The organism is Micromonospora sp. CNZ285, assembly GCF_004637285.1.
The window spans coordinates 155,375-179,909 of sequence record NZ_SPQD01000001.1; the positions used below are offsets into that span (position 1 = coordinate 155,375).

A 24,535-nucleotide genomic window follows, 5' to 3' on the forward strand; every position below is an offset into this window, starting at 1 on the left:
GCATTCACCACCGTGACGATGCCGCTGAGCTGGGAACGAACACGCTCTATATCGAAAAGTATCGATGGTGTGATCCAGCTCCCGATGGTTACCCGTGAGTACGCCCGGGCGTCCCGGATCAGCGCGCTCTTCCCCTGCGATGAACGGCGCATTACATTGTCGATTGTCCATGGGAGCGCTCCCGAACCTCTCACGGACACCCCACCACCACCGCCACGCGGCAGCCGGAGCCCTGCGAGACCGTCCCCGCTCCGGCTGCCGCCCGGCGCCAGCCACAGGAGCTCGCCATGCCCCGTCCGATTCCGCCGCCGGGAGGCCGGTCCCGGCTCCGCCGGCTGTTCGCCGCCGGCGCCGCGCTGGCCGTCGGCCTGGCCACGGCCGTCGCCGCCCCGCCACCCGCGTCCGCCGCCGCACAGGCCGCGCCCGCGTTCAACTACGCCGAGGCGTTGCAGAAGTCGCTGTTCTTCTACGAGGCGCAGCAGTCGGGCCGCAAGCCCTCCTGGAACCGGGTCTCCTGGCGCGGCGACTCGGCGCTCACCGACGGCGCCGACGTCGGCGTCGACCTCACCGGCGGCTGGTACGACGCCGGCGACCACGTGAAGTTCGGCTTCCCGATGGCGTTCAGCGCCACCATGCTGGCGTGGGGCGCGGTCGAGTACCGCGACGGGTACGTCGCCTCGGGCCAGCTCACCCACCTGCTGAACAACCTGCGCTTCGTCAACGACTACTTCGTCAAGGCGCACCCCGCCGCGAACGTCCTCTACGGACAGGTCGGCAAGGGCGACGACGACCACAAGTGGTGGGGCCCGGCCGAGGTGATGCCGATGGCGCGGCCCGCGTACAAGATCGATGCGAGCTGTGGCGGCGCGGACCTGGCGGGGGAGACGGCGGCCGCGATGGCTGCCTCGTCCATGGTGTTCCGGCCCACCGACGCGGCCTACGCGGACAAGCTGCTCGGCCACGCCAAGCAGCTCTACACGTTCGCCGACACGGTGCGGAAGAACTACCACGAGTGCATCACCGACGCGACGAGCTTCTACAAGTCGTGGAGCGGCTACCAGGACGAACTGGTCTGGGGTGCGATCTGGCTGTACCGGGCCACCGGCGACGCCACCTACCTGGCGAAGGCCGAGAGCGAGTACGACAAGCTCGGCACCGAGCCGCAGTCCACCACCCGCTCCTACAAGTGGACCATCGCCTGGGACAACAAGCAGTTCGGCGCGTACGTGCTGCTGGCGAACCTCACCGGCAAGCAGAAGTACGTCGACGACGCCAACCGGTGGCTCGACTACTGGACGGTGGGCGTCAACGGGCAGCGGGTGCCGTACTCGCCCGGCGGGATGGCGGTGCTCGACTCCTGGGGCGCGCTGCGGTACGCCTCAAACACGGCGTTCGCCGCGCTCGTCTACAGCGACAGGACCACGGACACCACGCGTAAGGCGCGTTACCACGACTTCGCCGTCCGGCAGATCAACTACGCGCTCGGCGACAACCCGCGCAACTCCAGCTACCAGATCGGCTTCGGCACCAACTCGCCGCGCAACCCGCACCACCGCACCGCGCACGGCTCCTGGTGGGACAGCCAGACCGTGCCCACCGAGACCCGGCACGTGCTCTACGGCGCGCTGGTCGGCGGCCCGTCCTCGGCCAACGACGCGTACACCGACAGCCGGTCGGACTACGTGATGAACGAGGTCGCCACCGACTACAACGCCGGCTTCACCTCCGCGCTGGCCCGGCTGACGAACGAGTACGGCGGCAGCCCGCGCGCCGGGTTCCCGTCCGCCGAGACGCCCGACATGGACGAACTGACTGTGGAGACCACGGTGATGCAGGCCGAGCCGCGCGCCACCGGGCTCAAGGCGATCGTCTACAACAAGTCGGCGTTCCCGGCCCGGGCGCTGACGACCGGTAAGTTCCGGTACTTCTTCCGGCCCGACGGCACCGGACCGGTCACCGTCACGCCCGGCTACACCCAGGGCTGTCCGTCGCCGTCGACGGCGAAGCAGTTCTCCGGCGACATCTGGTACGTCGAGGTCGACTGCACCGGCTACACCATCGCGCCCGCCGGGCAGTCGCAGCACCGGATGGAGGTCCAGTTCAAGATCGGGGTGCCGGAGGGCGGCACCTGGGATCCGACGAACGACCCGTCGTACCAGGCCACCGCGGGGCCGAACCGCAAGGTGCCGCTGTACTCCGGCGGCGTCCGCGTCTGGGGCGAGGAGCCCGGACCGGTCACCCCGGACACCACCGCGCCCTCGGTGCCCGGCACGCCCGTCGCGTCCGCCGTCACGTCGAGCGGGCTCACGCTGACCTGGGCCGCGTCCACCGACACCGGCGGCAGCGGCCTGGCCGGGTACGAGGTGACCCGTACCTCGGCCGGCGCCGACCCGGTCGTCACCGCCGCGACCGGGACCACCCTGGCCGTGACCGGGCTGGCCCCGGAACGGACGTACCAGTTCACCGTGCGGGCGCTCGACGGTGCCGGCAACCGCTCGGCGGCGTCGGCGGCGCTGGCCGTCACCACGCCGGCCGGCCCGGCGCCGGACACCACACCGCCGACCGCGCCCGGCACGCCCACCGCCTCCGCGGTCGGCGCGACCGGTCTGACGCTGACCTGGGGTCCGTCCACCGACGCGGTGGGCGTCGCCGGGTACCACGTCTACCGCGGCGGGAACGTCCTGGTCGGCTCCACCACCGGCACCACGCTGGCGGTGACCGGGCTGACCGCCTCCACCACGTACACGTTCACAGTGGTGGCGGTGGACGCGGCCGGCAACGTCTCGCCCGCGTCGCCCGGCGTCACGGTGACCACCACGGCCCCGCCCGCGGGCGGCGCCTGCGCGGTGACGTGGACGGCGAACACCTGGGACACCGGGTTCACCGCGAACGTCACTGTCGCCAACACCGGCACCACGGCGATCAACGGCTGGACGCTGGCGTTCACGTTCGGCAACGCCGGGCAGAAGGTCGGGCAGGCGTGGTCGGCGAACGTGACCCAGACCGGTACGGCGGTGACCGCGTCGAACCTGTCCTACAACGGGACGCTGGCGCCGGGGGCATCGACCAGCTTCGGCTTCAACGGCACCCACACCGGCGCCAACCCGAGGCCCGCCGCGTTCACGCTGAACGGCTCCGCCTGCACCGTCTCCTGACCGTCGAGGCGGCGTGGCGTGGCCGGTGCCGCACCGGGCGACCGGCCGCGCCACGCCTCGCGGGGGCAGAACCTTTCCGAAACGTTTCCGAAACACCATTGTCCCAGCCGATGCGCGATGGAAGCATCGACAGGGCTAGATACCCAATCGAGACGTCCAGTCGTCTTCGCCCCGACGGCCTGGGTGTTGGCCAGTAAGGAGGCCAAGATGGCCATGAGCCCATCCGTTCATCGCGGCGGGAGCCGGCGACGGCGATCACCAGCCGTCCGGGCGCTGCTCGCCGGCGCGGTCAGCGCCGTGACGGTGGCAGCCGTCGCGGTGATGATGCCGTCGGCGAACGCCGCCGCGTCCACGCTGGGCGCGGCCGCCGCGCAGTCGGGCCGCTACTTCGGCACCGCCATCGCGGCGGGCCGGCTCGGCGACTCGACGTACAGCACCATCGCCGGGCGCGAGTTCAACATGATCACGGCCGAGAACGAGATGAAGCCGGACGCGACGCAGCCGCAGCGGGGGCAGTTCAACTTCTCCTCCGGTGACCAGATCTACAACTGGGCGACCCAGCGTGGTCTGAAGGTCCGCGGCCACACCCTGGCGTGGCACGCGCAGCAGCCGGGTTGGATGCAGAGCCTGAGCGGCAGCAACCTGCGGCAGGCGATGATCGATCACATCAACGGTGTGATGGCCCACTACCGGGGCAAGCTCGCGGCGTGGGATGTGGTCAACGAGGCGTTCAACGAGGACGGCAGCCGCCGCAGTTCCAACCTCCAGGGCACCGGCAACGACTGGATCGAGGTCGCGTTCCGGACCGCACGGGCGGCGGACCCGTCGGTGAAGCTCTGCTACAACGACTACAACATCGAGAACTGGTCGTACGGCAAGACGCAGGGTGTCTACAACATGATCCGGGACTTCAAGTCCCGCGGCGTCCCGATCGACTGCGTCGGCCTGCAGACCCACTTCACCGGCGGCAGCTCACTGCCGGGCAACTTCCAGACCACGCTGTCCAGCTTCGCCGCCCTCGGCGTCGACGTGGCGCTGACCGAGGCGGACGTCACCAACGCCTCGACCAGCCAGTACGCCGGGCTGACCCAGGCGTGCATGAACGTGCCGCGCTGTATCGGCATCACGGTGTGGGGCGTGCGGGACAGCGACTCGTGGCGCTCGAACGAGAACCCGCTGCTGTTCGACGGCGGCGGCAACAAGAAGGCCGCGTACAACTCGGTCCTCAACGCGCTCAACGCGGCCGCCCCGACCTCCGGGCCGACCACGACCCCGACCACGGGACCGCCGCCCAGCGGTGGCGCCGGACGGATCGTCGGGGTGCAGTCGGGCCGGTGCATCGACGTACCGAACGCCACCCAGACCAACGGCACCCGCGTCCAGCTCTGGGACTGCAACGGTCAGTCGAACCAGCAGTGGACGTACACCTCCAGCAAGCAGCTGATGGTCTACGGCAGCAAGTGCCTGGACGCGAACGGCGCGGCCACCGGCAACGGCACCGGCATCATCATCTGGGACTGCAACGGCCAGACGAACCAGCAGTGGAACATCAACTCCAACGGCACCATCAGCGGCGTGCAGTCCGGCCGCTGCCTGGACGTCTGGGGCACCGGCAACGGCCAGCAGGTCCAGCTGTACGACTGCCACGGGCAGACCAACCAGCAGTGGCGGACCGACTTCGGTGGCACCACGCCCCCGACCACGCCGCCCCCGACCACGCCGCCGCCGACCACGACGCCCCCGCCGGGCGGCTGCTCGCTCCCGTCGACGTACCGGTGGTCGTCGACCGGCGCGCTGGCCAACCCGCAGAACGGCTGGGTCTCGCTGAAGGACTTCACGAACGTGGTCTACAACGGCAAGCACCTGGTCTACGGGTCGTACGTCAACAGCAGCGGCCAGTACAGCTCGATGAACTTCAGCCCGTTCACGAACTGGTCCGACATGGCCTCGGCCGGCCAGACCGGGATGAGCCAGGGCACCGTGGCGCCCACGCTGCTGTACTTCGCCCCGAAGAACATCTGGGTGCTGGCGTACCAGTGGGGACCGACCTCGTTCAGCTACAAGACGTCGAGCGACCCGACGAACGCCAACGGCTGGTCCTCGGCGCAGACGCTCTCCACCGCCACCCTGCCGGACGCCCCGTACGGCGTCATCGACCAGACCCTGATCGGTGACGACCAGAACATGTACCTGTTCTTCGCCGGGGACAACGGCAAGATCTACCGGTCGAGCATGCCGCTGGGGAACTTCCCGGGCAGCTTCGGTTCGAGCTACACGACGATCATGACCGACTCGACGAACAACCTCTTCGAGGGCGTCGAGGTCTACAAGGTGGCGGGCCAGAACCAGTACCTCATGATCGTCGAGGCGATCGGGAGCCAGGGACGCTACTTCCGGTCGTTCACGTCCAACAGCCTGAGCGGCTCGTGGACCCCGCAGGCCGCCAGCGAGAGCAACCCGTTCGCCGGCAAGGCCAACAGCGGCGCGACGTGGACCAACGACATCAGCCACGGTGATCTGGTCCGCACCAACCCCGACCAGACCAAGACCATCGACCCCTGCAACCTGCAGTTCCTGTACCAGGGCAAGAACCCCGGTGCGGGCGGCGACTACAACCTGCTGCCGTGGCGGCCGGGTGTGCTGACCCTCCAGCGCTAGGCGCCACACCGTCAGAGGAAGGCGTGCCCGGCACCGTGCGGTGCCGGGCACGCCCGTTCCGGTGGGCCGGCCCGGCCGGCGGGCGGACGGCGCCGACCCGGGGCAAGCTGAGTCGGTGGAGCCCATTCTGCTGACCGTCGGGCACGGGGCCGCCCACCGCGACCAGCTCGGGGACCTGCTGGCCGCCGCGGAGGTCACCCTGGTCGTGGACGTGCGCCGCTACCCGGCCAGCCGGACCAACCCCGACGTCCGCCGCGAGGCCCTCGAACGCTGGCTGCCCGAACGGGGCATCGGCTACCGCTGGGAACCGCGCCTCGGCGGCCGCCGGCACGTCCGCGCCGGCGAGCCGGAACCGGACACCTGGTGGACGGTCGCGGCCTTCCGGGCGTACGCCGCGTACACCCGCACGCCCGACTTCGACGCCGCTCTGGACGAGGTGCTGGCCGACGCCGCCCGGGAGACCACAGCGGTGATGTGCAGCGAGAGTGTCTGGTGGCGCTGCCACCGGCGGCTGATCGCCGACGTCGCCGTGCGCGGCCGCGGGGTGCCGGTGTCGCACCTCATGCCGGACGGCCGGCTCAGCCCGCACCGGCCCGCCGAAGGCGCCCGCCGGCTGCCCGACGGGCACCTGCTCTGGGCCGGCTGACTCAGCCGCCCAGGTCCTCGGCGAGCAGGTCCATCAGCAGCGCGTCGTGCCAGCGCCCGTCCGCGCCACGCTCGTAGCGGCGCATGATGCCCACCGGGCGGAACCCCACCTTCGCGTACGCCCGGATCGCCGCCGTGTTCGCCGCCGCCGGGTCGATGGTGAACCGGTGGTGGCCGTACTCGTCGATCAGGTGCCGGACCAGCGTGCGGATCGCGTCGCCGCCCAGCCCGGCGCCGCGTACCGCCGGGTCGAGGAAGACGTCCAGGCTGGCGTGGCGGTAGTCGGGATCGGTCTCGGCGTACCACTGGATCGCGCCGACCAGCCTGCCGTCGTGCTCGACGGCGTAGGTCGTCAGCGCGTCGTCGGCCAGGTCGGCGCGGACCGACTCGGCCAGGTCGTCACCGCCGCGCCACCAGCGGCGCACCTCCGGGGTGGCCCGGATCGCGGCCAGGGCGGGCACGTCGGCGTCGGTCACCGGCCGCAACGTCACCGCCTGCCCGCGCAGCACGCCTCAGCCCCGCCGCTCGCCGTGCTCGACGCAGACCGCCGACCAGCCTGCCGGTACGACCTGCACCTTCATCCGCCGCCGGCAGGACGCGCACCAGCGCGGCGGCTCCCACGCGCGGGCCGCCTCGCACGCCGGATGCGGCCCGGCCGCCACCGACTCGCCGCACCTGTCGCACCAGAGCGCGGCGGGGGCCGCCGTGGCGGGGGAGGATTCGGTCACCGCTGCCTCACAGGGTCGCCGAGAGCGCCTTCACCGGCATCTTCAGGTCTTCCAGCAGCTTCAGGTCGGCCGTCGCCGGTCGCCCCAGCGTGGTCAGGTAGTTGCCGACGATCACCGCGTTGATGCCGCCCAGCAGACCGTCGCGGGTGCCCAGGTCACCGAGGGTCAGCTCGCGGCCGCCCGCGTACCGCAGGATCGTGCGCGGCATGGCCAGCCGGAACGCGGCGATGGCACGCAGCGCGTCCTTGCCCTCCACCACCGGGCGGTCACCCAGCGGCGTGCCGGGGCGCGGGTTGAGGAAGTTCAGCGGCACCTCGTGCGGGTCCAGCTCGGCGAGCTGCGCGGCGAACTCGGCCCGCTGCTCGACCGTCTCGCCGAGGCCGAGGATGCCGCCGCAGCAGACCTCCATGCCGGACTCGCGGACCATCCGCAGCGTCTCCCAGCGCTCCTCCCACGAGTGCGTGGTGACCACGTTCGGGAAGTAGGAGCGGCAGGTCTCCAGGTTGTGGTTGTAGCGGTGCACGCCCATCTCGACCAGCTCGTCGACCTGCTCCTTGGTGAGCATGCCGAGCGAGGCGGCGACCTGGATGTCGACAGCGGCGCGGATGGCGGCGACGCCCTCGCGCATCTGCTTCATCAGCCGGGCGTCCGGGCCGCGCACGGCGGCCACGATGCAGAACTCGGTCGCGCCGGTCGCGGCGGTCTGCTTCGCGGCCTCGACCAGCGCCGGGATGTCCAGCCAGACCGAGCGCACCGGCGAGGTGAACAGGCCGGACTGCGAGCAGAAGTGGCAGTCCTCCGGGCAGCCGCCGGTCTTCAGCGAGACGATGCCCTCGACCTCGACCTCCGGACCGCACCAGCGCATCCGAACCTCGTGGGCGAGCTGGAGCGCGGCGGGCAGGTGCTCGTCGGGAAGGTTCAGCACCGCGAGGACACCGGCCTCGTCGAGGCCGACGCCGTTGCCCAGCACCCGCTCCCGGGCCTGGTCGAGGATCTCTGGCATGGCTCGTAACCTAACAGGCCACCGTGAGCGCGGGAAACCACCGCCGTCGGCCCCCGGCGAGCCGGGACCGCGCCACGCCGGGGCCCCCGGCGCGGGTGGTAACTTCGCCCCGCGGAAGCGCCCGGCGGGGGGCGGGGAGTCGGCGGGAGGGGACGGCACGGTGGCGGACTGGCTGGCGGCCCTGGACCGCCGCGCCGAGCTGCGGGCCCGGGCGGGACTGACCCGCACGCTGCGCCCCCGCGCCGCCGACGACGCCGTGGTCGACCTGGCCGGAAACGACTACCTCGGCCTGGCCACCCACCCCGAGGTCACCGCCGCCGCAGCAGAGGCCCTGTCCGCGTACGGGCTGGGCGCCACCGGGTCGCGTCTGGTGCGCGGGTCCACCGACGCCCACCACGCGCTGGAGGACGACCTGGCCGACTGGCTGGGCGTCGACCGGGCGCTGGTGTTCTCCTCCGGCTACCTGGCGAACCTCGCCGCCGTCCGGGGGCTGACGCAGCCGCGTACGCTGCTCGTCTCCGACGCCCACAACCACGCCTCGCTGATCGACGGCTGCCGGATCTCCGGCGCCGAGACGCTCGTGACGCCGCACGCGGACGTCGCAGCGGTGGCCGCGGCGCTCGCCGCCGCGCCGGGCCGCCCGGCGGTGGTGGTGACCGAGTCGGTCTTCTCCGTCGACGGCGACCTGGCCCCGCTCGCGGAGCTGCACGCGGTGGCCCGCCGCCACGGCGCGCTGCTGCTCGTCGACGACGCGCACGCGCTCGGCGTCATCGGCCCGGCCGGAGCCGGCGGGGTCGCCGCCGCCGGGCTCGCCGGCGCGCCCGACGTGGTGGTCACCGCGACACTCTCCAAGGCGCTCGGCGGGGCCGGCGGCGTGGTCGCCGGGCCGGCCGAGTTCGTCCGCCACCTGGTGGAGACCGGCCGCACGTTCATCTTCGACACCGCGCCGCCGCCCGCCGTGGTGGCCGGCGTCCGCGCCGCGGTGCGCCTGGCCCGCGACGGCGACGCGCTGCGCGCCGAGCTGGCCGACCGGGTCGCCGCGGCGGTGCGCCGGCTCGGCGCGGCCGGGCTGTCCGTGTCCGCCCCGGACGGCGCCGTGATCTCGGTGACCGCGCCCGGCCCGCAGGAGGCGACCGCCTGGGCCGCCGCCTGCCGGGACCGCGGTGTGGCGGTCGGCTGCTTCCGTCCCCCGTCCACGCCGGACAGCCGTTCCCGGCTGCGGCTCACCGTCAGCGCCGGGGTGGACCGGGCCGGCTTCGACCGGGCCCTGGACGTGATCGTGGAGTGTGCGCCATGAGCTTCGGCGACGCCTGGACCGGACCGGTGCTGGTGACCGGCACCGACACGGAGGTCGGCAAGACAGTGGTGACCGCCGCCGTCGCCGCCGCCGCGCAGGCGGCCGGCCTGCGGGTCGCGGTGGTCAAGCCCGGCCAGACCGGTACGGCGACAGGCGAGCCCGGCGACGTCGACTCGGTGACCCGGCTGGCCGCCCCGCTCACCGGCCGGACGCTCGCCAGCTACCCCGACCCGCTGGCCCCGCTGGCCGCGGCCCGGGTGGCGGAGCTGCCGCCGCTGGAGCTGTACAACGCCGTCGACGCGATCCGCGAGGAGGCGGACAAGCACGACCTGGTGCTCGTCGAGGGCGCGGGCGGGCTGCTCGTACCGATGGGGCTGCGCCCCTCCGGCGAGCCGTGGACGGTGGCCGACCTGGCGGTGTCGCTCGGCGCGCCGGCGGTGGTGGTGGCGCGGGCCGGGCTCGGCACGCTCAACCACACCGCGCTGACGCTGGAGGCGCTGGAGCGGCGGGCCGTCCCGGCCGGCGTGGTGATCGGCGCCTGGCCGACCGAGCCGGAACTGGTGCACTGGCTCAACCTGTCCGAGCTGCTGCCGAACCTGCTCGGCGCGGTACCGGCCGGCGCGGGCGGCATGGACCCCGGTGTGTTCCGCCGGTCCGCGCCCGGCTGGCTCACCCCCGCCCTGTACGGCGTGCTCGACGACTGGCGGGCCTGGGCCGAGGAGACCTGACTTTCGTCGGTGCCCGGCCCGGCCGGGCGTGGGTAGCGTGACCGCCGTGGAACCCCGCGAACGCCAGCGCCGGGCCGGTGACCTGCTGCTCTGGGCCGTACTCGCGGCACCCGTCGCGTACGGCCGCCTCACCCCGCCGTGGCACGCGGACGAGCTGCCGCCGCTGGCCGCCGCGCTGACGCTGCTCGGCGTGGCCGTGTGGATCGGCCGCCGGCGGCCGCTGGTCGCGGTACTCGCGGTGGTGGCCGGCTCGCTCGTCGACGGCAACGTGGTGTTCGCCATCCCGGTCTTCGGCTACCTGGCCGGACGGCGCAGCGACCGGGCCGCACCGGCCGCCGCCGTCTTCGCCGCCATCGCGGTCACCGGCTCCGTGCTCAACCTCGGGCTGCTCGGCACCGAGCCGTCCACCTGGTTCCTGCTCTCCTCGGTGCTGCTGTTCGCCGGGGTGTTCCCCTGGCTGCTGGGCCGGCTGCGGCGGCAGCACCGCGCGCTCGCCGACGCCGGTCTGCGGCACGCGCAGGCCGAGCGCCGGGCCGAGGTCGAGCGGGTACGCCTGCGCGAGCGGGCCCGCATCGCCCAGGACATGCACGACTCGCTCGGCCACGACCTGAGCCTCATCGCGCTGCGGGCGGGCGCGCTGGAACTGGCGCCGGACCTGTCCCCGGCGCACCGGGCGGCGGCCGGTGAGCTGCGGGCGAGTGTCGCCGCCGCCACCGAACGCCTGCACGACGTGATCGGCGTGCTGCGCGAGGAGCGCACGCTGCGGCCGCCGGGGGAGACGGTCGCCGACGTGGTCGACGGCGCGCGCGACGCCGGGATGACCGTCGACCTGCGCGCCGACGAGGCGGACCTGCCGCCGCTGCCGGCACACGCGGTGCACCGGGTGGTCCGGGAGGCGCTCACCAACGCCGCCCGCTACGCCCCCGGCGCCCCGGTCACCGTCGCCGTGGCCCGCGAGGCCGGCGCGGTGACGGTCGCGGTGGTGAACGCGCCACCGCCGGCCGGTCCGCTGCCCGGGCCGCCGTCGCACGGCTCCGGGTTGCTGGCGCTGCGCGAGCGGGTACGCCTCGCCGGCGGCGCCCTGGACGCCGGTCCCCGCGACGGCGGCTGGGCGGTCACCGCACGGCTCCCGCTGGACGGGGCGGGCAGCCCCGGCACACCCGACGCGGACACCGGGCTGCCGGCCACCGCCGTGCGCGACGGATCCGGGTCGCCTGTCCCGCCCGGACGCGCCGGGATGCCGGGCACCGACCCGGCCGACGAATCCGGTGACCGCTTCCCGGACGCCGGCCCGCTCGCCGGTGCCGGCGTACCCCGGCGGGGTGAACCGGGGGACGCGGCCCGGCGGCTGCGGGAGGCCCGGCGGCGGGTGCGGCGCAGCCTGCTCGTCGCGATCGGCGCGCCCGCCGGGCTGGCCCTGGTGCTGGCGCTCGTCTACTACCCGCTCGCCACGGCCGGCGCGGTGCTGGACCGGTCCGGCTACGAACGGCTGCGGCTGGGTGAGCCGCGCGACGCGCTCGGGCTGCCCCGCCGGCAGGCCGACCCGCCCGCGACCGGCGCCGCGCCGGGCTGCGAGTTCTACACCGACGGCAACTTCCCGTTCGCCCAGGCGACCTGGCGGCTCTGCTTCGCCGACGGGCGGCTGGTCAGCAAGGAGCAGATCGCACCATGAGCGACGACCACGACCGCCCGCTGCGGGTGGTGCTCGCCGACGACGAGGCACTGGTCCGGGCCGGGGTCCGGGCGATCCTGGCCGCCGACCCCGGCATCGAGGTGGTCGGCGAGGCCGGCGACGGTCTCGCCGCGGTCGAGCTGGTCCGCGCGCACCGGCCCCGGGTGGCGCTGCTGGACATCCGGATGCCCCGCTCCGACGGGCTCAGCGCCGCCGCGCAGATCCGCCGGCTGGTGCCGGAGACGGCGGCGGTCATGCTCACCACGTTCGGCGACGACGACCTGATCGCCCGGGCGCTCGGCCACGGCGCCGCCGGGTTCCTGCTCAAGTCCGGTGACCCGCGTGAACTGCTCGCCGGGGTGCGGGCGGTGGCCGACGGCGGGGCGTACCTGTCGCCGCGGGTGGCGCGCCGGGTGATCGAGCTGAGCGGGGGCCGGCTGGCCCGCGGCCCGTACGCGCGGGACCGGCTGGCCGGGCTCACCGACCGGGAGCGCGACGTGCTGGCGCTGGTCGGCGCGGGACTGTCCAACGCCGAGATCGCCCGCCGGCTGCACCTCGTCGAGGGCACCGTGAAGAGCTACCTGACCAGCATCTTCACCCGGCTGGACGTGCGCAACCGGGTGCAGGCGGCGATCCTCGCGTACGAGGCGGGGCTGGTCCCGCCCACCGGCTGACCAGCCCCGCCCCGCTCAGGCGTCGCGCCGTGCCAGCGCCCACCGGCCCAGCGCCAGCGCGGCGGCGGCCCAGCCGGCGAGCAGCAGCAGTCCTGCCGCCGCCGGGTACGGCTCGGTGTCCCCGGCCAGGAAGTGGTTGCCCGCCACCCCGGGGAACGCGTCGGCGATCCGGGTGAGCACCGTGATGTCCGGCTCCTGCAACGACAGCGGCACGATCATCAGCAGCGCGAACAGGACGGTCAGGGCCAGCACCGCGCCGCGCAGCGCCGCCGCCAGGCCGAGCGCCAGCACGCCGACGAGCGACAGGTACGCCGCGGCGGCCACCACGTCGGCCACCGTCGCGCCCAGCGGGGCCCGGCCCCACTCGCCCAGCACCGGCCGGGCCGTCACCGCGCCGACGGTGCCGAGCAGCAGCCCGACGCCGAACGTCACCGCACCCACCACCATCGCCTTCGCGGCGAGCACCCGCCCCCGCGACGGCGTGCACCGCAGCGTGGTGCGGATCGTGCCGGTGGCGAACTCGCTGGTGATCGCGAACAGGCCGATCGCCAGCACCACGTACTGGGTCAGCTCCAGCGACCCGGCCACGATCTCGCCGACGTCCACCACGCCCGGGTTGTTGGCCGGGTCGTCGTCGGTGTTGGCGTTCTGCGCGTAGATGGCGAGCTGGGCGCTGGTGGCCGCCATGGTCAGCACCGCCGCGAGCAGCGTCCACCAGGTGGAGCGCACCGACCAGAGCTTCGTCCACTCGGCGGCCACCGCCCCGGCGAGCGGGTGCCCGGCCGGGGCGGGCCGGGTGGTCCGCCGGGCCGGGTCGAGCGTGGACTGTGCGGTCATCGGGTGCCACCTCCGGTCGGGCCGGCGGCGTACTCCACGCTGTCGGCGGTCAGCTCCAGGAACGCCTCCTCCAGGGAGGGGGCGACGGGGGTCAGCTCGTGCAGGCGTACCCCCATCTCGTGCGCCAGGTCGCCGACCCGGCCGGCGGTGCTGCCCGCGACGGACATCCCGCCCTCGTCGGCGGTGACAGTGGCGCCCTCGGCGGCCAGCCGGTCGCCGAGGGCGGCGAGCGCGGCCGGCTCGGGGCCGCGTACCCGGACCGACGCGGCGGGCCGGGCGGCGATCAGCTCGGCCAGCGGCGCGTCGGCCACCAGCCGGCCGCGCCCCAGCACCACCACCCGGTCGGCGGTCTGCTGCATCTCGCTCATCAGGTGACTGGAGACGAGAACGGTGCGCCCCTCGTCGGCGAGACGGCGGGTGAACCCGCGGATCCACCGCACCCCGTCCGGGTCGAGCCCGTTCACCGGCTCGTCGAGCAGCAGCACCGGCGGGTCGCCGAGCAGCGCGCCCGCGATGCCGAGCCGCTGACCCATGCCCAGCGACAGCGCCCGGCCCGGCTTGCCGGCGGCGCGGGCGTCCAGACCGACCAGGTCGAGCACCTCGGTCACCCGGCGGGCCGGTACGCCGTTGCTGCGCGCCATCGCCCGCAGGTGCGCCACGCCGGAGCGGGCCGGGTGCACGCCTGTGGCGTCGAGCAGCGCGCCGACCTCGTGCAGCGGGTGCCGCAGCGTGCGGTAGTCCCGGCCGTTGACCAGGGCCTGGCCGGCGGTGGGCCGGTCCAGGCCGAGGACCATCCGCATGGTGGTGGACTTGCCCGCGCCGTTCGGGCCGAGGAACCCGGTGACCTGCCCGGGGCGGATCTCGACGGTCAGGTCGTCGACGGCTGTCACGTCGCCGAACCGTTTCGTCAACGCACGAAGTGTGATCATGCGGCGACGCTATGGGCCGGCGGGGGTGCCGCACCGCCGTCGAACGGCAGCGGCCGGCACTGACTTTCGTCAGGTACGCGCCCGGCGGACCACGAACGCGTCGGGCATCCGGAAGGTGAGGTTGTCCGGGCACCACGGCGGACGGACCACCGTCACCCCGTCGAGCAGCGTGGCCGCCTCCGCGACCACCACCGCGGCCTCCATCCGGGCCAGCTGCGCGCCGACGCAGCGGTGCGGCCCGGCGCCGAACGCCAGGTGCCGCCGCGAACCGGGCTGCCCGGGGCGGAACTCGCCCGGCGCGTCCACCACCGCCGGGTCGCGGCCGGCGCGGGCCAGCCAGGCCACGATGCTGGTGCCCGCCGGTACGGGCACCTCGCCGAGCGTGGTGTCGACTGCCGCCACCCGCCGCCAGGTGACGATCGGCGGTTCCAGCCGCAGTCCTTCCTCGACCACGTCGTCCACGCCGACCTCACCGGCGCGCAGTCCGGCCCGTACCGCCGGTTCGCCGGACAGCCGGTGCAGCAGCAGGGTGAGGAACTGCGAGGTGGTCTCCTGGCCGGCGACCAGCAGGAAGAACAGCGCGCCCACGACCACGTCGGGGGAGTGCCCCGCGTCGCGCAGCCGCGCGGCGAGCCCGCCCCCGGTGGCGGCGAACTCCCGCAGCACGGTGTGGAACCGGCCCACCTCGGCGGCGAGCGCCAGTTGCCGGGAGGAGTCAAGCGGCGCCCAGAACAGCTCCAGCGCGGCCCGGGCGAAGTCCTTGACCGCGCCGACCGGGGCGTCCGGCAGCTCGACCAGCCGGGCCAGCACCAGCAGCGGCAGGTCGGCGGCGAGACCCGCGTACAGGTCGGCCGGGCGGCCCGCGTCCAGCGCCGCCGCCAGCCCCGCCACCCGCTCCCGGACCAGCCCGGTCAGCCACTGGCGCTGGGCGTCCACCCGGTGCGGGTGCAGCGCGTCGGCGACGATGCCGCGGATCTCCGGGTGGCTCGCGCCGCCGTTGTTCGCCAGCGTCGGCGGCAGCCGGAACCGGTGCCCGGCGAGGACCCGCAGCGCGGCCACCGGGATCGGCGTGACCGCGTCGAGCGCGTTGTCCGGCCGGAACGTCACCGGGTCGGTGAGCAGCTTGCGGACGAGCGCGTGCCGGGTCACCACCAGGTGCGGCACGCCGACGTGGTCGACCACGGTGGCCGCGTCGGGCCACGGTCCGTCGACGGACTCCCCCCAGCCCCGGAACAGCACGCGGTAACGCTAGCGGCGGGCACCGGGCGGGTTCGGGTCCAGCTCCCAGACGGTGGTGTGCTTCACCCGTACGCTCTCCAGCGCCTCGGACACCGGCACGTCGTACGCGGCCAGCTCGTGGAAGCGCTCGCGGGGAAGGAACGCCCGCCCCGGGTCGCCCACCAGCACCCGGGCGCCGGAACGGGCGGCCTTGAGCAGGAAGCGCAGCATCCGGCGGGCCATCGCCTCGCTGTAGAAGACGTCCCCGGCCAGCACCACCTCCGCGTCGCCCGCGTCGGAGTCGAGGATGTCGCCGAGTTCGGCATCGACGCGTACCCCGTTGGCCTCGGCGTTGAGCGCGACGGCGGCCACGGCCCGCTCGTCCACCTCGACCGCCCGGACGGCGGCGGCGCCGGCGCGGGCGGCGGCGATGGCGACCAGGCCGGAGCCGGAGGCCAGGTCGAGCACCCGGCGGCCGGCGACCACGTCGGGGTGGTCGGTGACGTAGCGGGCCAGGCCCTGCCCGCCGGCCCAGGCGAACGCCCAGAACGGCGGCGGCTGGGAGCTGCGGAACTCGCCCTCGGTCAGCTCCCACAGACCGATCGGCTCGTCGGCCTGGTGCAGGCGCACCTCGGGGACGAACGCCACGGGGGCGAGGCGGGCGTGCAGCCGGACGAACGCGGCGGACAGTTCGGACACCGGAGAATTGTGTCCCACCCGGGTTCCGGAACCGATCCCGGGCGTGTCGCGGCGACGCCGTGACCGGTTCACCACGCTGGGTGAAACAGCCCTCTTCTCTTGGCGTTGGATGCGAACACGCCCGTCTACCGGCGTGCCCGGCGCGCTCCTAGCGTTGCCTGTGGACACGACCGAGGGTGAGGAGGCGTGGTGAGCGGCTGGCGGCACGCGCTGCGGATCGGACTGGTACTGACCTTCGTGGCCGGGACCGGGTACGGCGGTGCCCTGCCGGCGCGGGCGGCGGCGGCCTTCTCCACCGAGTTGAGCGGCCTGCCGGACGAGTTCACCGCCGGGAACCGGGTGGAGACGTTGTCCGCCGTGGTGTCCCGCTCCGACGGGGGCGGCTGTGTCAAGGTGCGCTGGTCGATGCTGGTGCGGGTGCAGGGCCTGCGGCTGGACCAGCTCAAGGTGGACCGGGTGGAGGACAGCGGATCGTTCCCGCTGGAGATCCGCACCGAGGGAGACACCGCCCGGCTCACCGACCGGCAGCTGGACCCGGGTGTGCTCTGTCCCGGCCGTACCGTGACCGCCCGCTACCGGGTGGCGTTCGCCGAGGACGTCGGGCGTGGCCGGGTGAGTTTCGCCGCCGAGGCGTACGACCCGCAGTTGCGGCTGCTGGCCCGGCGGACCGCCTCCCGTGAGGTGGTGGGGGAGGAGACGGCCGAGCCGACGCCCTCGCCGAGCAGCGCGGAGCCCACACCGAGCGACGAGCCGTCCTCCGAGGCGCCCGACGAGGAACCCACCGACGAGCCGACCGACGCCGCGGTGGTGGAACCACCGGCGCCCGGTGGCGTGGCCGGGCGGCCGGTGGCGGACAGCGGTGGATTCGGCCTGGTGCAGGCCGCGTTCCTGCTCGGCGGGTTGCTGCTGTTCCTCGGCGCCGGGCTGCTGCTGCGGATGCGTCGCCTGCTGCGCCCGTCCGCGCAGGCCGAACCGGAGACGCTCCCGCCCCCCTTCGAACGCCCCCGCCCCCGCTGGCACTGACCCGCCGCGGGGAGGGGTCAGTCGAGCTGGCTGGGCTCCAGGCCCAGCTCCCGGGCGGCCACCAGGCGGATCCACTCGGCGATCTGCCGGCGGGTGATCACCCGCTCGTGCACCGCGAGCTGGACCGCCAGCCCGTCCATCACCGCGCTGATCCGCCAGGCCGCGCCGGCCGGGTCGGGGCAGTCGAACGTGCCCTCGGCGACCCCGTCGCTGATCACCGCGGCCAGGTCCTGCCGCCACCGCAGGTCGAGGCGGCGGGAGAGCTTCTCCAGTTCCGGCGTACGCAGCGACTCCGCCCAGCCGTCGATCCACATCGACCAGGAGGTGGCCCGGCCGGTCGGCGCGTAGAGGCGCAGCATCCGGCGCAGCTTCGCCAGCGGCGGGGCGGAGGAGCGCAGCACCGCGTCGAGGCGGGCCAGATCCTGCTCGACCGCGTACGCGAAGGCCTGCGCGAGCAGCCGGTCCTTCGTCGCGAAGTGGTAGAAGACGAGCGCCTGGCTGACCCCGGCGGCCTCGGCCACGTCCGCGGTGCGGGTGTTGGCGAGCCCTCGTTCCGCGATCACCTCGCAGGCCGTACGCAGCAGCGCGTCCAGGCGGATCTCGGCGGCTCGTCTCGTCACGGCGTTACGGTAACCCATCCGTATGACCACAGGGAGTTACCGAAGCGGCCGGTCGGCGGCGGGACAGTCGGATGCCGGACACTCGGCTCGCCGAGCGGATTCCGCAGGTCGCGGCCCTGCCCGCCGGCCTCCGACGGCAACCACCCAGGCTCCTAGGACGCCTGCGCCACGGGCCGCCGGCCACATCCGGACGCGCCGGAAGGGGCCCCGATTTGGCAACCGTTCCCGGGCTCGGCTAAAGTTCTCATCCGTCACCGGATAACACCGGGGGCGTGCGGACGTAGCGCAGCTGGTAGCGCATCACCTTGCCAAGGTGAGGGTCGCGGGTTCGAATCCCGTCGTCCGCTCGGAGATGCCGCCACGCAGTTCGGGGGCAACCTCGGTGGAGTGGCCGAGAGGCGAGGCAACGGCCTGCAAAGCCGTGTACACGGGTTCAAATCCCGTCTCCACCTCGCAGTAGACGAGGGCGATTGGCGCAGTGGGAGCGCGCTTCCTTGACACGGAAGAGGTCACTGGTTCAAACCCAGTATCGCCCACCAGCGGAAAGGCCGTGTCGATCAATCGACACGGCCTTTCTCGTCCAATCGACACGGCCTTTCTCGTCGCCGTCGATCAGTCCAGTACCGCGCCGCTGGCCATTGCCGCGCCCGGACCGCCCCACCCAGACTGACCCGGTGGACGACCAGCAGACCCGAGCCCAGCGGTTCCGCGCCCTGCACCAGCCCGGTGACCCACTGATCCTCGTCAACGCCTGGGACGCGCTGAGCGCCCGGATCGTCGCCGCGGCCGGCGCCCGCGCGGTGGCCACCACGAGTGCCGGGGTCGCGTGGAGCCGCGGCGCCCCGGACGGCGACGTGCTCGCCCGGGACACCGCCGTCGACGTGATCCGCCGGGTGGCAGACGCGGTCCGCGTACCGGTCACCGCCGACATCGAATCCGGGTACGGCGACAGCCCTGCCGAGGTCGCCGAGACGATCACCGCGGTGCTCGCCGCCGGGGCCGTCGGCGTCAACGTGGAGGACTCCCGGCACGACGGCGGGGGACCGCTGCGCCGGGCCGACGAGCAGGCTGCCCGGCTCGCCGCGATCCGGGCCGCCGCCGACCGCGCCGGCATCCCGCTGTACGTCAACGCGCGGGTGGACACCTATCTGCGCCGGGCCGGCGGCGTACCCGAGACTGTCGCGCGCGCCGAGGCGTACCTGGCCGCAGGCGCGGACGGGATCTTCGTACCCGGAACCGTGGAACCGGAGACGGTGGCCGCGCTGGCGGCGGCGATCCCGGCGCCGCTGAACGTGCTGGCCGGGCCGGGCGCGCCGCCGATCGCCGAGCTGGCGCGGCTCGGCGTGGCCCGGGTGAGCATCGGACCGGCGGTGGCCGAGGCCGCGTACGCGGTGGCGCAGCGGGCGGCGGCGGAGGTGCTCGGCGCCGGGACGTACGGCGCGCTCGCCGGTGGGCTCGACTTCGACGCGCTGAACGAGCTGATGCGCGACTGACCCGGACACGCCGACGGGGGCGCCGAGCGGCGCCCCCGTCGGGCCGGGACCGATCAGCTCCGTCGGCCCCGGTCACCGTCACATCGGCGGGGCGACGTCCCGGCGCTCCTCGACGCGGCGGTACTCCACCGGCTGCTCGGCGGTGGTCGTGACCACCTGGCGACGGCGACCCCACACCAGCGTGGTCATGATGAGGCCGAGGACGCCGGCCGCCATCAGGATCCAGCCGACGACGTCGAGGTCGACCCCGCCGACGCTGGCGTTGAGCGCGAACGTGAGGATCGCGCCGACCGCGATCAGGAAAATGCTCGTACCGATACCCACGACAGCCTCCTTCGGGGGGATGGTTGTGCTGTCAGCGGCCTCAGTACCCCGGCGGCGAGCAGCGCAACCACACGGCCACCCGGCGCGGCGGGGGTCTGCCGCACGGCGATCTTGGCATCGGGTAGAGTTCACCCCGTCGCCGGCGCGAACCGGCGGCACGCGGACGTAGCGCAGCTGGTAGCGCATCACCTTGCCAAGGTGAGGGTCGCGGGTTCGAATCCCGTCGTCCGCTCGCGATTGCCCGGGCGATTGGCGCAGTGGGAGCGCGCTTCCTTGACACGGAAGAGGTCACTGGTTCAAACCCAGTATCGCCCACCGAGAGTCACCCTCCCCGCCCGCCGGCGCCGCCGGTCGATCGGCGGACGTATCCCACCGGACGGTTCGTACCGGCCACATCGGTCACCCGGCTCCACCGTGCGGGTTATTCAGCCGCTGCCACCACGCGTGTCACTGTGATGCCCGATACGCAGGGAGGCGGTCACATGGCAACGATCGAGCGGGGACGGTGGCGGCGGACGGCCGCACGATTAGGGGTGGCGACTGTCGTCGCGGCCGCCGGGGTGACGGTCTCCGCCGCGCCCGCGCAGGCCACCGCGACGCGGGCGGTGGCGTTCTACAGCATGGACGAACCGGCGTCGTCGTCGACGGTGCTGACCGACTACAGCGGCAACAGCCGCCACGGCACGATCGGCGGTGAGGTGGTCACCGGCGCGCTCTACGCCGGGGCGACCGGCCACCGCTTCGCCACCCACCTGCCCACCGACAAGGAGTACGTCCCGGGCCACGTCGACCTGGTGCCGCACACCACCGACTTCAACCCGGACGCCGGGGACTTCTCGGTGACCATCCGCTACCGGACCACGTACTCCTTCGGGAACATCCTCCAGAAGGGACAGGGCAACACGTCCGGCGGCTACTGGAAGTTCGAGGCGCCGAACGGCAAGCCGAAGTGCCTGTTCCGGGGCGCGGACGGTGCCTCCCGTACCGGCTACACGGACGTGCCGATCTCCGACGGCCAGTGGCACACGGTCACCTGCAACCGCACCTCCGCGTACGTGGAGATGTACGTCGACGGCGTGCGGACGAGCCGCCTCAACGGGCCGACCGGCACCATCGCCAACACCTGGCCGCTGTCCGTGGGTGGCAAGAGCCAGTGCGACGGTACGAAGGTCACCTGCGACTACTTCGCCGGCGACATCGACTACGTGAAGATCCTGAAGGGATCGGGCGGCCCGGCCAACCAGGCGCCGGTAGCAGCGCTGACGCCCACCTGCTCCGGGCTGGTGTGCACGTTCTCCGGCGCGGGCTCCACCGACGCCGACGGCGCGATCCAGGACCACAGCTGGGCCTTCGGCGACGGGGACACCACCGGCACGGCCTCCGTACCGACCACGTCGCACACGTACGCGGCGGCCGGCACCTACCCGGTCACGCTCACCGTCACCGACGACCGGGGCGCCAACGGCACCGCGACAGTCGACGTGACAGTGGCACCCGTACCGGAGCGGATCTCGTTCGTGGGCCAGGCCAGCGCGAACGCCAACTGGACCAGCCACACGGTCACCGTCCCGGCGGGCGTGCAGGCCGGTGACATGCTGCTGCTCGTGCTCAGCCAGAACACGCACACCGGCACCGGCGAGCCGACCGGGGTGACCGGCTGGACCCGGCTCGACCGCCTCGACGGCGGCTTCGCCACCACCACCGCCTGGTGGAAGACCGCGAGCGCCGGTGACGCCGGCACTGCGGTCCGGGTGACGCTGGACAGCCAGGCGAAGGGCAACCTGGTGCTGGCCGCGTACCGAGGGGTCGCGCCGGGCGCGCCCGTCTTCACCAGGGCCACCGACCCGGCGAGCACCGCCACCCGGATCACCCCGTACGCGCCGGTGACCACGGCGCAGAGCTGGGCCGTGTCGTACTGGCTGCACGGCGACAGCACCTCCACCGCACTCACCCCGCCGTCCGGCGTGGCGGTGCGCAGCAACTCCTCGCAGACCGGCGGCGGCCGGGTGACCGGCCTGCTCGCCGACTCGGCGAGCAGCGTGCCGACCGGCAGCTACGGCGGCCTCACCGCCACGGGCGCCGCGGCCAGCACGTCCACCACCACGTGGACGTTCGTCCTGCCCCCGGCCTGACCCATCGGGTACGCGTGAAGGCCGGCACCCCGTTGGTTCGGGGTGCCGGCCTTCAGCTTGGTCGTGCTTGTTCTCTTAGCTGTTCCAGTGCTGGGCGACGAGGTCGGCGGCCTGCTGCTCCCACTGGGCGTAGTGGTCCGGGTAAGCCGACACCTGGACGGTCTGGGCGGCCTTGGTCAGCGGCATGTCCTGCCAGCCATCGACCTGCTTCAGACCCTTCAGGAACGCCTTGGTGGAGTACTCGGGGTCGGTGATCTGCTCCACCGTGCCCCAACCACTGGAGGGGCGCTGCTGGAACAGGCCCTGCGAGTCGTGGTCGTTACGGTCACCGAGGTGGCCGAGGTTCTCCAGCTTCGACTCCTGCAACGCCGTCGCGATCGACACGACCGCGGCGCGCTCGTCCATGCCGGCCTTCTTCGTCGCCGCGATGATCGCCTTCACGTTCTTGACCTGCTCGTCGTCCAGGTCGATACGCGACTGGTCGCCCTGGACGCCGTGCGGGATCAGCTTGTCACCCTGCACAGTGGCCGTGACCGGCTTGGTGTGCGTGGTGGTGTCGGCGGCGTGGGCGGCGACCGGACCGGCGAACACGCCACCGGTGAAAGCCAGACCAGCGATACCGAGAACGCTCTTCCGCAGAATCGTGTTCATCACAAGTGCTCCATTCGGGGGTCGACGCCCACACCAAGGGGGTTTCGGCGCGGGCGCGAGCACCACGTCAGGCGCTCAGAAAAGTCTTCGGGGGATCCGGCTGCTCGCGGGGCACGGGGAGTGCTGCCTTTGCGCGGCGCCAGGAAGCATGTCCAACGACCTGCCACCCGGCATCATTCCCGGGCCGGCTCACGCCGTCGGAACCATCGTCAACGACCAGCCGAGCGGGGTGATTCCCCGGGGCTCACGTCGCCGGAACCGTACTCAACGACCAGCCGGCCGGGATGATTCCCGGGCTCGCGGACGCCGCCAGGGCGCGCCGCCGGTGCTCGGTCGTTCGCCCGGTTACAACGCCACCCACCCGCCGACGATTCCGCCGTCAGAGTGCCGCCCACCACCCCCGAACCGGACACGCCACCCACGTCGGCACGGATGGCACCACAAGCGCCCGCCCCCGGCGCGGTCGATCATGAAGTTGGCGGCGACAAACCGGACACGAAATGCCGTCAAGTTCATGATCGACTAGGCAGGTCGGGTCGACGTGGCCAGCGAGGTCGACGTTGCTGGGCGGGTCGAGGTGGGCTGGGCGACGCCGACTCCGGGAGGAGCGAGGCACCATGAGGCCGCGCCGCCCCGCGCGATCTTGCAGTTTGAGCCCTTCGTGCATCCCATTCGCGAGGTTTGCGGGGTGCCAAAGTGCAAGATCGCGGGCGGCCTGGGCGGCTCGCGCGGTCTTGGGCCGCCTGGTGATCGAGGCTGACGAGAGCTGGCCGCAACTCCGGGTGAACTCGTCGATCTTGGAGTTGTGGCACCTCACGAAATGCGCTTATCGGGCATTCGAAGCGCCACAACTCCAAGATCGACGGTGAGGGGCGAGGGCGGGGCGGGCTCCGGACAGCGTGGGGCGGGTCGGGGCGGGGTCAGGTTCGGTGCGGACGAGCGGCCGGGGTGCCGCTCAGGGACGGGAGGGCTGGTTCTGCCGTTGGCAGATCCGCTGACCGTGAAACACGGCAGCCGTATCCGACGCGCGGCGGCAGGCTGGGAGCCATGCGACTCCTCATGCTTGGTGGTACGGGCTTTGTCGGTGGTGCGGTCGTGGCCGAGGCGGTACGCCGCGACTGGCAGGTGACCGTGTTCAACCGGGGTGTGCACGGGCGGGTGCCGGACGGCGTACACCGGTTGCGAGGTGACCGGACCGCGCCGGATGGGCTGGCCGCGCTCACCGGCGGCGAGTGGGACCTGGTGGTGGACACCTGGGACGGCGCGCCCCGGGCGGTTCGGGACGCGGCGTCGGCGCTCGTCGACGCGGTGGCGCACTACGTCTACGTGTCCAGCGGATCGGTGTACGCGCCACCCGTCACGCCGGGCAGCGGCGAGGAGGCGCCGACAGTGGCGGCCGACGCGGACGCCGACGACGGTGACTACCCGGCGAACAAGGCCGGCGGGGAACTCGCCGCGACGCGGGTGTTCGGTGACCGGGCGCTGCTGGCACGCGCCGGGCTGATCCTCGGGCCGGGGGAGGACATCGGGCGGCTGCCGTGGTGGCTGAACCGGATCGCCCGGGGCGGGGACGTGCTGGCGCCGGGGCCGCGTGACCTGCCGATCCAGTACGTGGACGTCCGGGACCTGGCGAGCTGGGTGCTGGACCGGGGTGCCGAGGGCGCCGGCGGGGCGTACAACGTGGTGAGTCGCACCGGGCACGCGACGATGGGTGACCTGCTCGACGCGGCGGTGGCGGTGACCGGGTCGGACGCGACGCTGCGGTGGACCGCGCCGGAGCCGATCCTGGCCGCGGGGGTGGAGCCGTGGAACGACCTGCCGGTGTGGATCCCGCGCGGGCACGAGTACCGGTGGTTGCAGGAGCGGGACGTGGAACGGGCGTACGCGGCGGGGCTGGTCTGCCGGCCGGTGACCGAGACGGTCGCCGACACCTGGCGGTGGCTGCGCGAGGTGGGGCGCGTGCCGGACCGGGCGGGGCGGCCGGCCCGCGCCCCGGTCGGGCTGGCGCCGGAGCGGGAGGCCGCCCTGCTGGCCGCGCTCCCGGCCTGA

The 24,535-nt window shown here is 73.5% G+C and carries 21 protein-coding genes and 5 tRNA genes; 16 read left to right on the plus strand and 10 right to left on the minus strand.

The annotated features are described in order from the left end of the window. Positions 1 to 287: 287 nt before the first annotated feature. From CLT75_RS00720 to CLT75_RS00730, 3 genes are all read left to right on the plus strand, one after another. Entirely contained in the window at positions 288 to 3,155 is a 2,868-nt protein-coding gene (locus CLT75_RS00720; RefSeq protein ID WP_135239005.1) for a glycoside hydrolase family 9 protein, read from the plus strand. A gap of 207 nt (positions 3,156 to 3,362) precedes the next feature. Beyond that, positions 3,363 to 5,813 carry a non-reducing end alpha-L-arabinofuranosidase family hydrolase gene (locus tag CLT75_RS00725; RefSeq protein ID WP_135239006.1) on the plus strand — a complete coding sequence of 817 codons (2,451 nt, stop codon included), beginning with the start codon at positions 3,363 to 3,365 and terminating at the stop codon, positions 5,811 to 5,813. A 115-nt stretch (positions 5,814 to 5,928) separates the two neighbouring features. Beyond that, entirely contained in the window at positions 5,929 to 6,459 is a 531-nt protein-coding gene (locus tag CLT75_RS00730; RefSeq protein WP_135239007.1) for a DUF488 domain-containing protein, read from the plus strand. Position 6,460: 1 nt separating this feature from the next. Here CLT75_RS00730 and CLT75_RS00735 read toward each other — a convergent pair whose 3' ends face one another. From CLT75_RS00735 to bioB, 3 genes are read right to left on the minus strand one after another with little or no spacing between them, the layout of a single operon-like run. Next, a complete protein-coding gene (locus CLT75_RS00735; protein WP_135239008.1) occupies positions 6,461 to 6,967 on the minus strand; it encodes a GNAT family N-acetyltransferase in 507 nt (168 codons plus the stop codon). Positions 6,968 to 6,970: 3 nt separating this feature from the next. Next, positions 6,971 to 7,186 (minus strand): biotin synthase auxiliary protein BsaP, encoded by a 216-nt coding sequence (bsaP, locus tag CLT75_RS00740; RefSeq protein WP_135239009.1) that lies wholly within the window; start codon positions 7,184 to 7,186, stop codon positions 6,971 to 6,973. A 7-nt stretch (positions 7,187 to 7,193) separates the two neighbouring features. After that, positions 7,194 to 8,189, minus strand: a complete 996-nt coding sequence (gene bioB / locus CLT75_RS00745) for a biotin synthase BioB (protein ID WP_013284870.1) — start codon at positions 8,187 to 8,189, stop codon at positions 7,194 to 7,196. A gap of 160 nt (positions 8,190 to 8,349) precedes the next feature. Here bioB and CLT75_RS00750 point away from each other — a divergent pair, with 160 nt between their 5' ends. From CLT75_RS00750 to CLT75_RS00765, 4 genes are read left to right on the plus strand one after another with little or no spacing between them, the layout of a single operon-like run. After that, positions 8,350 to 9,486 carry an 8-amino-7-oxononanoate synthase gene (locus tag CLT75_RS00750; RefSeq protein WP_135239010.1) on the plus strand — a complete coding sequence of 379 codons (1,137 nt, stop codon included), beginning with the start codon at positions 8,350 to 8,352 and terminating at the stop codon, positions 9,484 to 9,486. Next, complete coding sequence (bioD, locus tag CLT75_RS00755; RefSeq protein ID WP_135243865.1) at positions 9,483 to 10,214, plus strand: dethiobiotin synthase; 732 nt, start codon at positions 9,483 to 9,485, stop codon at positions 10,212 to 10,214. The genes CLT75_RS00750 and bioD overlap by 4 nt, the downstream gene beginning before the upstream one ends. Positions 10,215 to 10,260: 46 nt before the next feature. Further along, on the plus strand, positions 10,261 to 11,886 hold the full coding sequence (locus tag CLT75_RS00760) for a sensor histidine kinase (RefSeq protein ID WP_486485013.1): 1,626 nt from the start codon (positions 10,261 to 10,263) through the stop codon (positions 11,884 to 11,886). Continuing rightward, a complete protein-coding gene (locus tag CLT75_RS00765) occupies positions 11,883 to 12,560 on the plus strand; it encodes a response regulator transcription factor (protein ID WP_135239012.1) in 678 nt (225 codons plus the stop codon). Before CLT75_RS00760 ends, CLT75_RS00765 begins: the two co-directional genes overlap by 4 nt. A 15-nt stretch (positions 12,561 to 12,575) precedes the next feature. Here CLT75_RS00765 and CLT75_RS00770 read toward each other — a convergent pair whose 3' ends face one another. The 4 genes from CLT75_RS00770 to CLT75_RS00785 all read right to left on the minus strand — a co-directional run bounded on the left by CLT75_RS00770 (position 12,576) and on the right by CLT75_RS00785 (position 16,243). After that, complete coding sequence (locus CLT75_RS00770; protein ID WP_135239013.1) at positions 12,576 to 13,397, minus strand: ABC transporter permease; 822 nt, start codon at positions 13,395 to 13,397, stop codon at positions 12,576 to 12,578. Beyond that, positions 13,394 to 14,326 (minus strand): ABC transporter ATP-binding protein, encoded by a 933-nt coding sequence (locus tag CLT75_RS00775; RefSeq protein ID WP_135239014.1) that lies wholly within the window; start codon positions 14,324 to 14,326, stop codon positions 13,394 to 13,396. Before CLT75_RS00775 ends, CLT75_RS00770 begins: the two co-directional genes overlap by 4 nt. A 69-nt stretch (positions 14,327 to 14,395) precedes the next feature. Further along, positions 14,396 to 15,565: a cytochrome P450 gene (locus CLT75_RS00780; RefSeq protein WP_135239015.1), complete on the minus strand. Its 1,170-nt coding sequence runs from the start codon at positions 15,563 to 15,565 to the stop codon at positions 14,396 to 14,398. Positions 15,566 to 15,574: 9 nt separating this feature from the next. Next, positions 15,575 to 16,243 carry a class I SAM-dependent methyltransferase gene (locus tag CLT75_RS00785; RefSeq protein WP_135239016.1) on the minus strand — a complete coding sequence of 223 codons (669 nt, stop codon included), beginning with the start codon at positions 16,241 to 16,243 and terminating at the stop codon, positions 15,575 to 15,577. 189 nt (positions 16,244 to 16,432) lie between these two features. Between CLT75_RS00785 and CLT75_RS00790 the strand changes: the two genes are divergently transcribed. Beyond that, entirely contained in the window at positions 16,433 to 17,266 is an 834-nt protein-coding gene (locus CLT75_RS00790; RefSeq protein ID WP_135239017.1) for a hypothetical protein, read from the plus strand. Between the two features lie 17 nt (positions 17,267 to 17,283). Here the strand turns inward: CLT75_RS00790 and CLT75_RS00795 are convergent, their stop codons facing one another. After that, a complete protein-coding gene (locus CLT75_RS00795) occupies positions 17,284 to 17,886 on the minus strand; it encodes a TetR/AcrR family transcriptional regulator (protein WP_030275337.1) in 603 nt (200 codons plus the stop codon). A 274-nt stretch (positions 17,887 to 18,160) separates the two neighbouring features. Here CLT75_RS00795 and CLT75_RS00800 point away from each other — a divergent pair. The 4 genes from CLT75_RS00800 to CLT75_RS00815 all read left to right on the plus strand — a co-directional run bounded on the left by CLT75_RS00800 (position 18,161) and on the right by CLT75_RS00815 (position 19,379). Beyond that, a tRNA-Gly gene (locus tag CLT75_RS00800) sits at positions 18,161 to 18,233 on the plus strand. A gap of 34 nt (positions 18,234 to 18,267) precedes the next feature. Further along, positions 18,268 to 18,338, plus strand: a tRNA-Cys gene (locus tag CLT75_RS00805). A gap of 12 nt (positions 18,339 to 18,350) precedes the next feature. Further along, a tRNA-Val gene (locus tag CLT75_RS00810) sits at positions 18,351 to 18,425 on the plus strand. A 135-nt stretch (positions 18,426 to 18,560) separates the two neighbouring features. Next, positions 18,561 to 19,379 carry an isocitrate lyase/PEP mutase family protein gene (locus CLT75_RS00815; protein ID WP_135239018.1) on the plus strand — a complete coding sequence of 273 codons (819 nt, stop codon included), beginning with the start codon at positions 18,561 to 18,563 and terminating at the stop codon, positions 19,377 to 19,379. Between the two features lie 78 nt (positions 19,380 to 19,457). Here CLT75_RS00815 and CLT75_RS00820 read toward each other — a convergent pair whose 3' ends face one another. Continuing rightward, a complete protein-coding gene (locus CLT75_RS00820; RefSeq protein ID WP_013284878.1) occupies positions 19,458 to 19,703 on the minus strand; it encodes a DUF6458 family protein in 246 nt (81 codons plus the stop codon). Positions 19,704 to 19,862: 159 nt separating this feature from the next. On the opposite strand from CLT75_RS00820, the gene CLT75_RS00825 reads away from it, so the two are divergent. The 3 genes from CLT75_RS00825 (at position 19,863) to CLT75_RS00835 (ending at position 21,835) form a co-directional block, all read left to right on the plus strand. After that, positions 19,863 to 19,935, plus strand: a tRNA-Gly gene (locus CLT75_RS00825). 11 nt (positions 19,936 to 19,946) lie between these two features. Beyond that, positions 19,947 to 20,018 (plus strand) — tRNA-Val (locus CLT75_RS00830). Positions 20,019 to 20,236: 218 nt separating this feature from the next. Then, entirely contained in the window at positions 20,237 to 21,835 is a 1,599-nt protein-coding gene (locus CLT75_RS00835) for a PKD domain-containing protein (protein ID WP_135239019.1), read from the plus strand. 75 nt (positions 21,836 to 21,910) lie between these two features. Here CLT75_RS00835 and CLT75_RS00840 read toward each other — a convergent pair whose 3' ends face one another. Beyond that, positions 21,911 to 22,486 carry a hypothetical protein gene (locus CLT75_RS00840; protein ID WP_135239020.1) on the minus strand — a complete coding sequence of 192 codons (576 nt, stop codon included), beginning with the start codon at positions 22,484 to 22,486 and terminating at the stop codon, positions 21,911 to 21,913. Between the two features lie 1,047 nt (positions 22,487 to 23,533). On the opposite strand from CLT75_RS00840, the gene CLT75_RS00845 reads away from it, so the two are divergent. Further along, the gene (locus CLT75_RS00845; protein WP_135239021.1) at positions 23,534 to 24,535 is read left to right on the plus strand and encodes an NAD-dependent epimerase/dehydratase family protein; all 1,002 of its coding nucleotides are present in this window, start codon (positions 23,534 to 23,536) and stop codon (positions 24,533 to 24,535) included.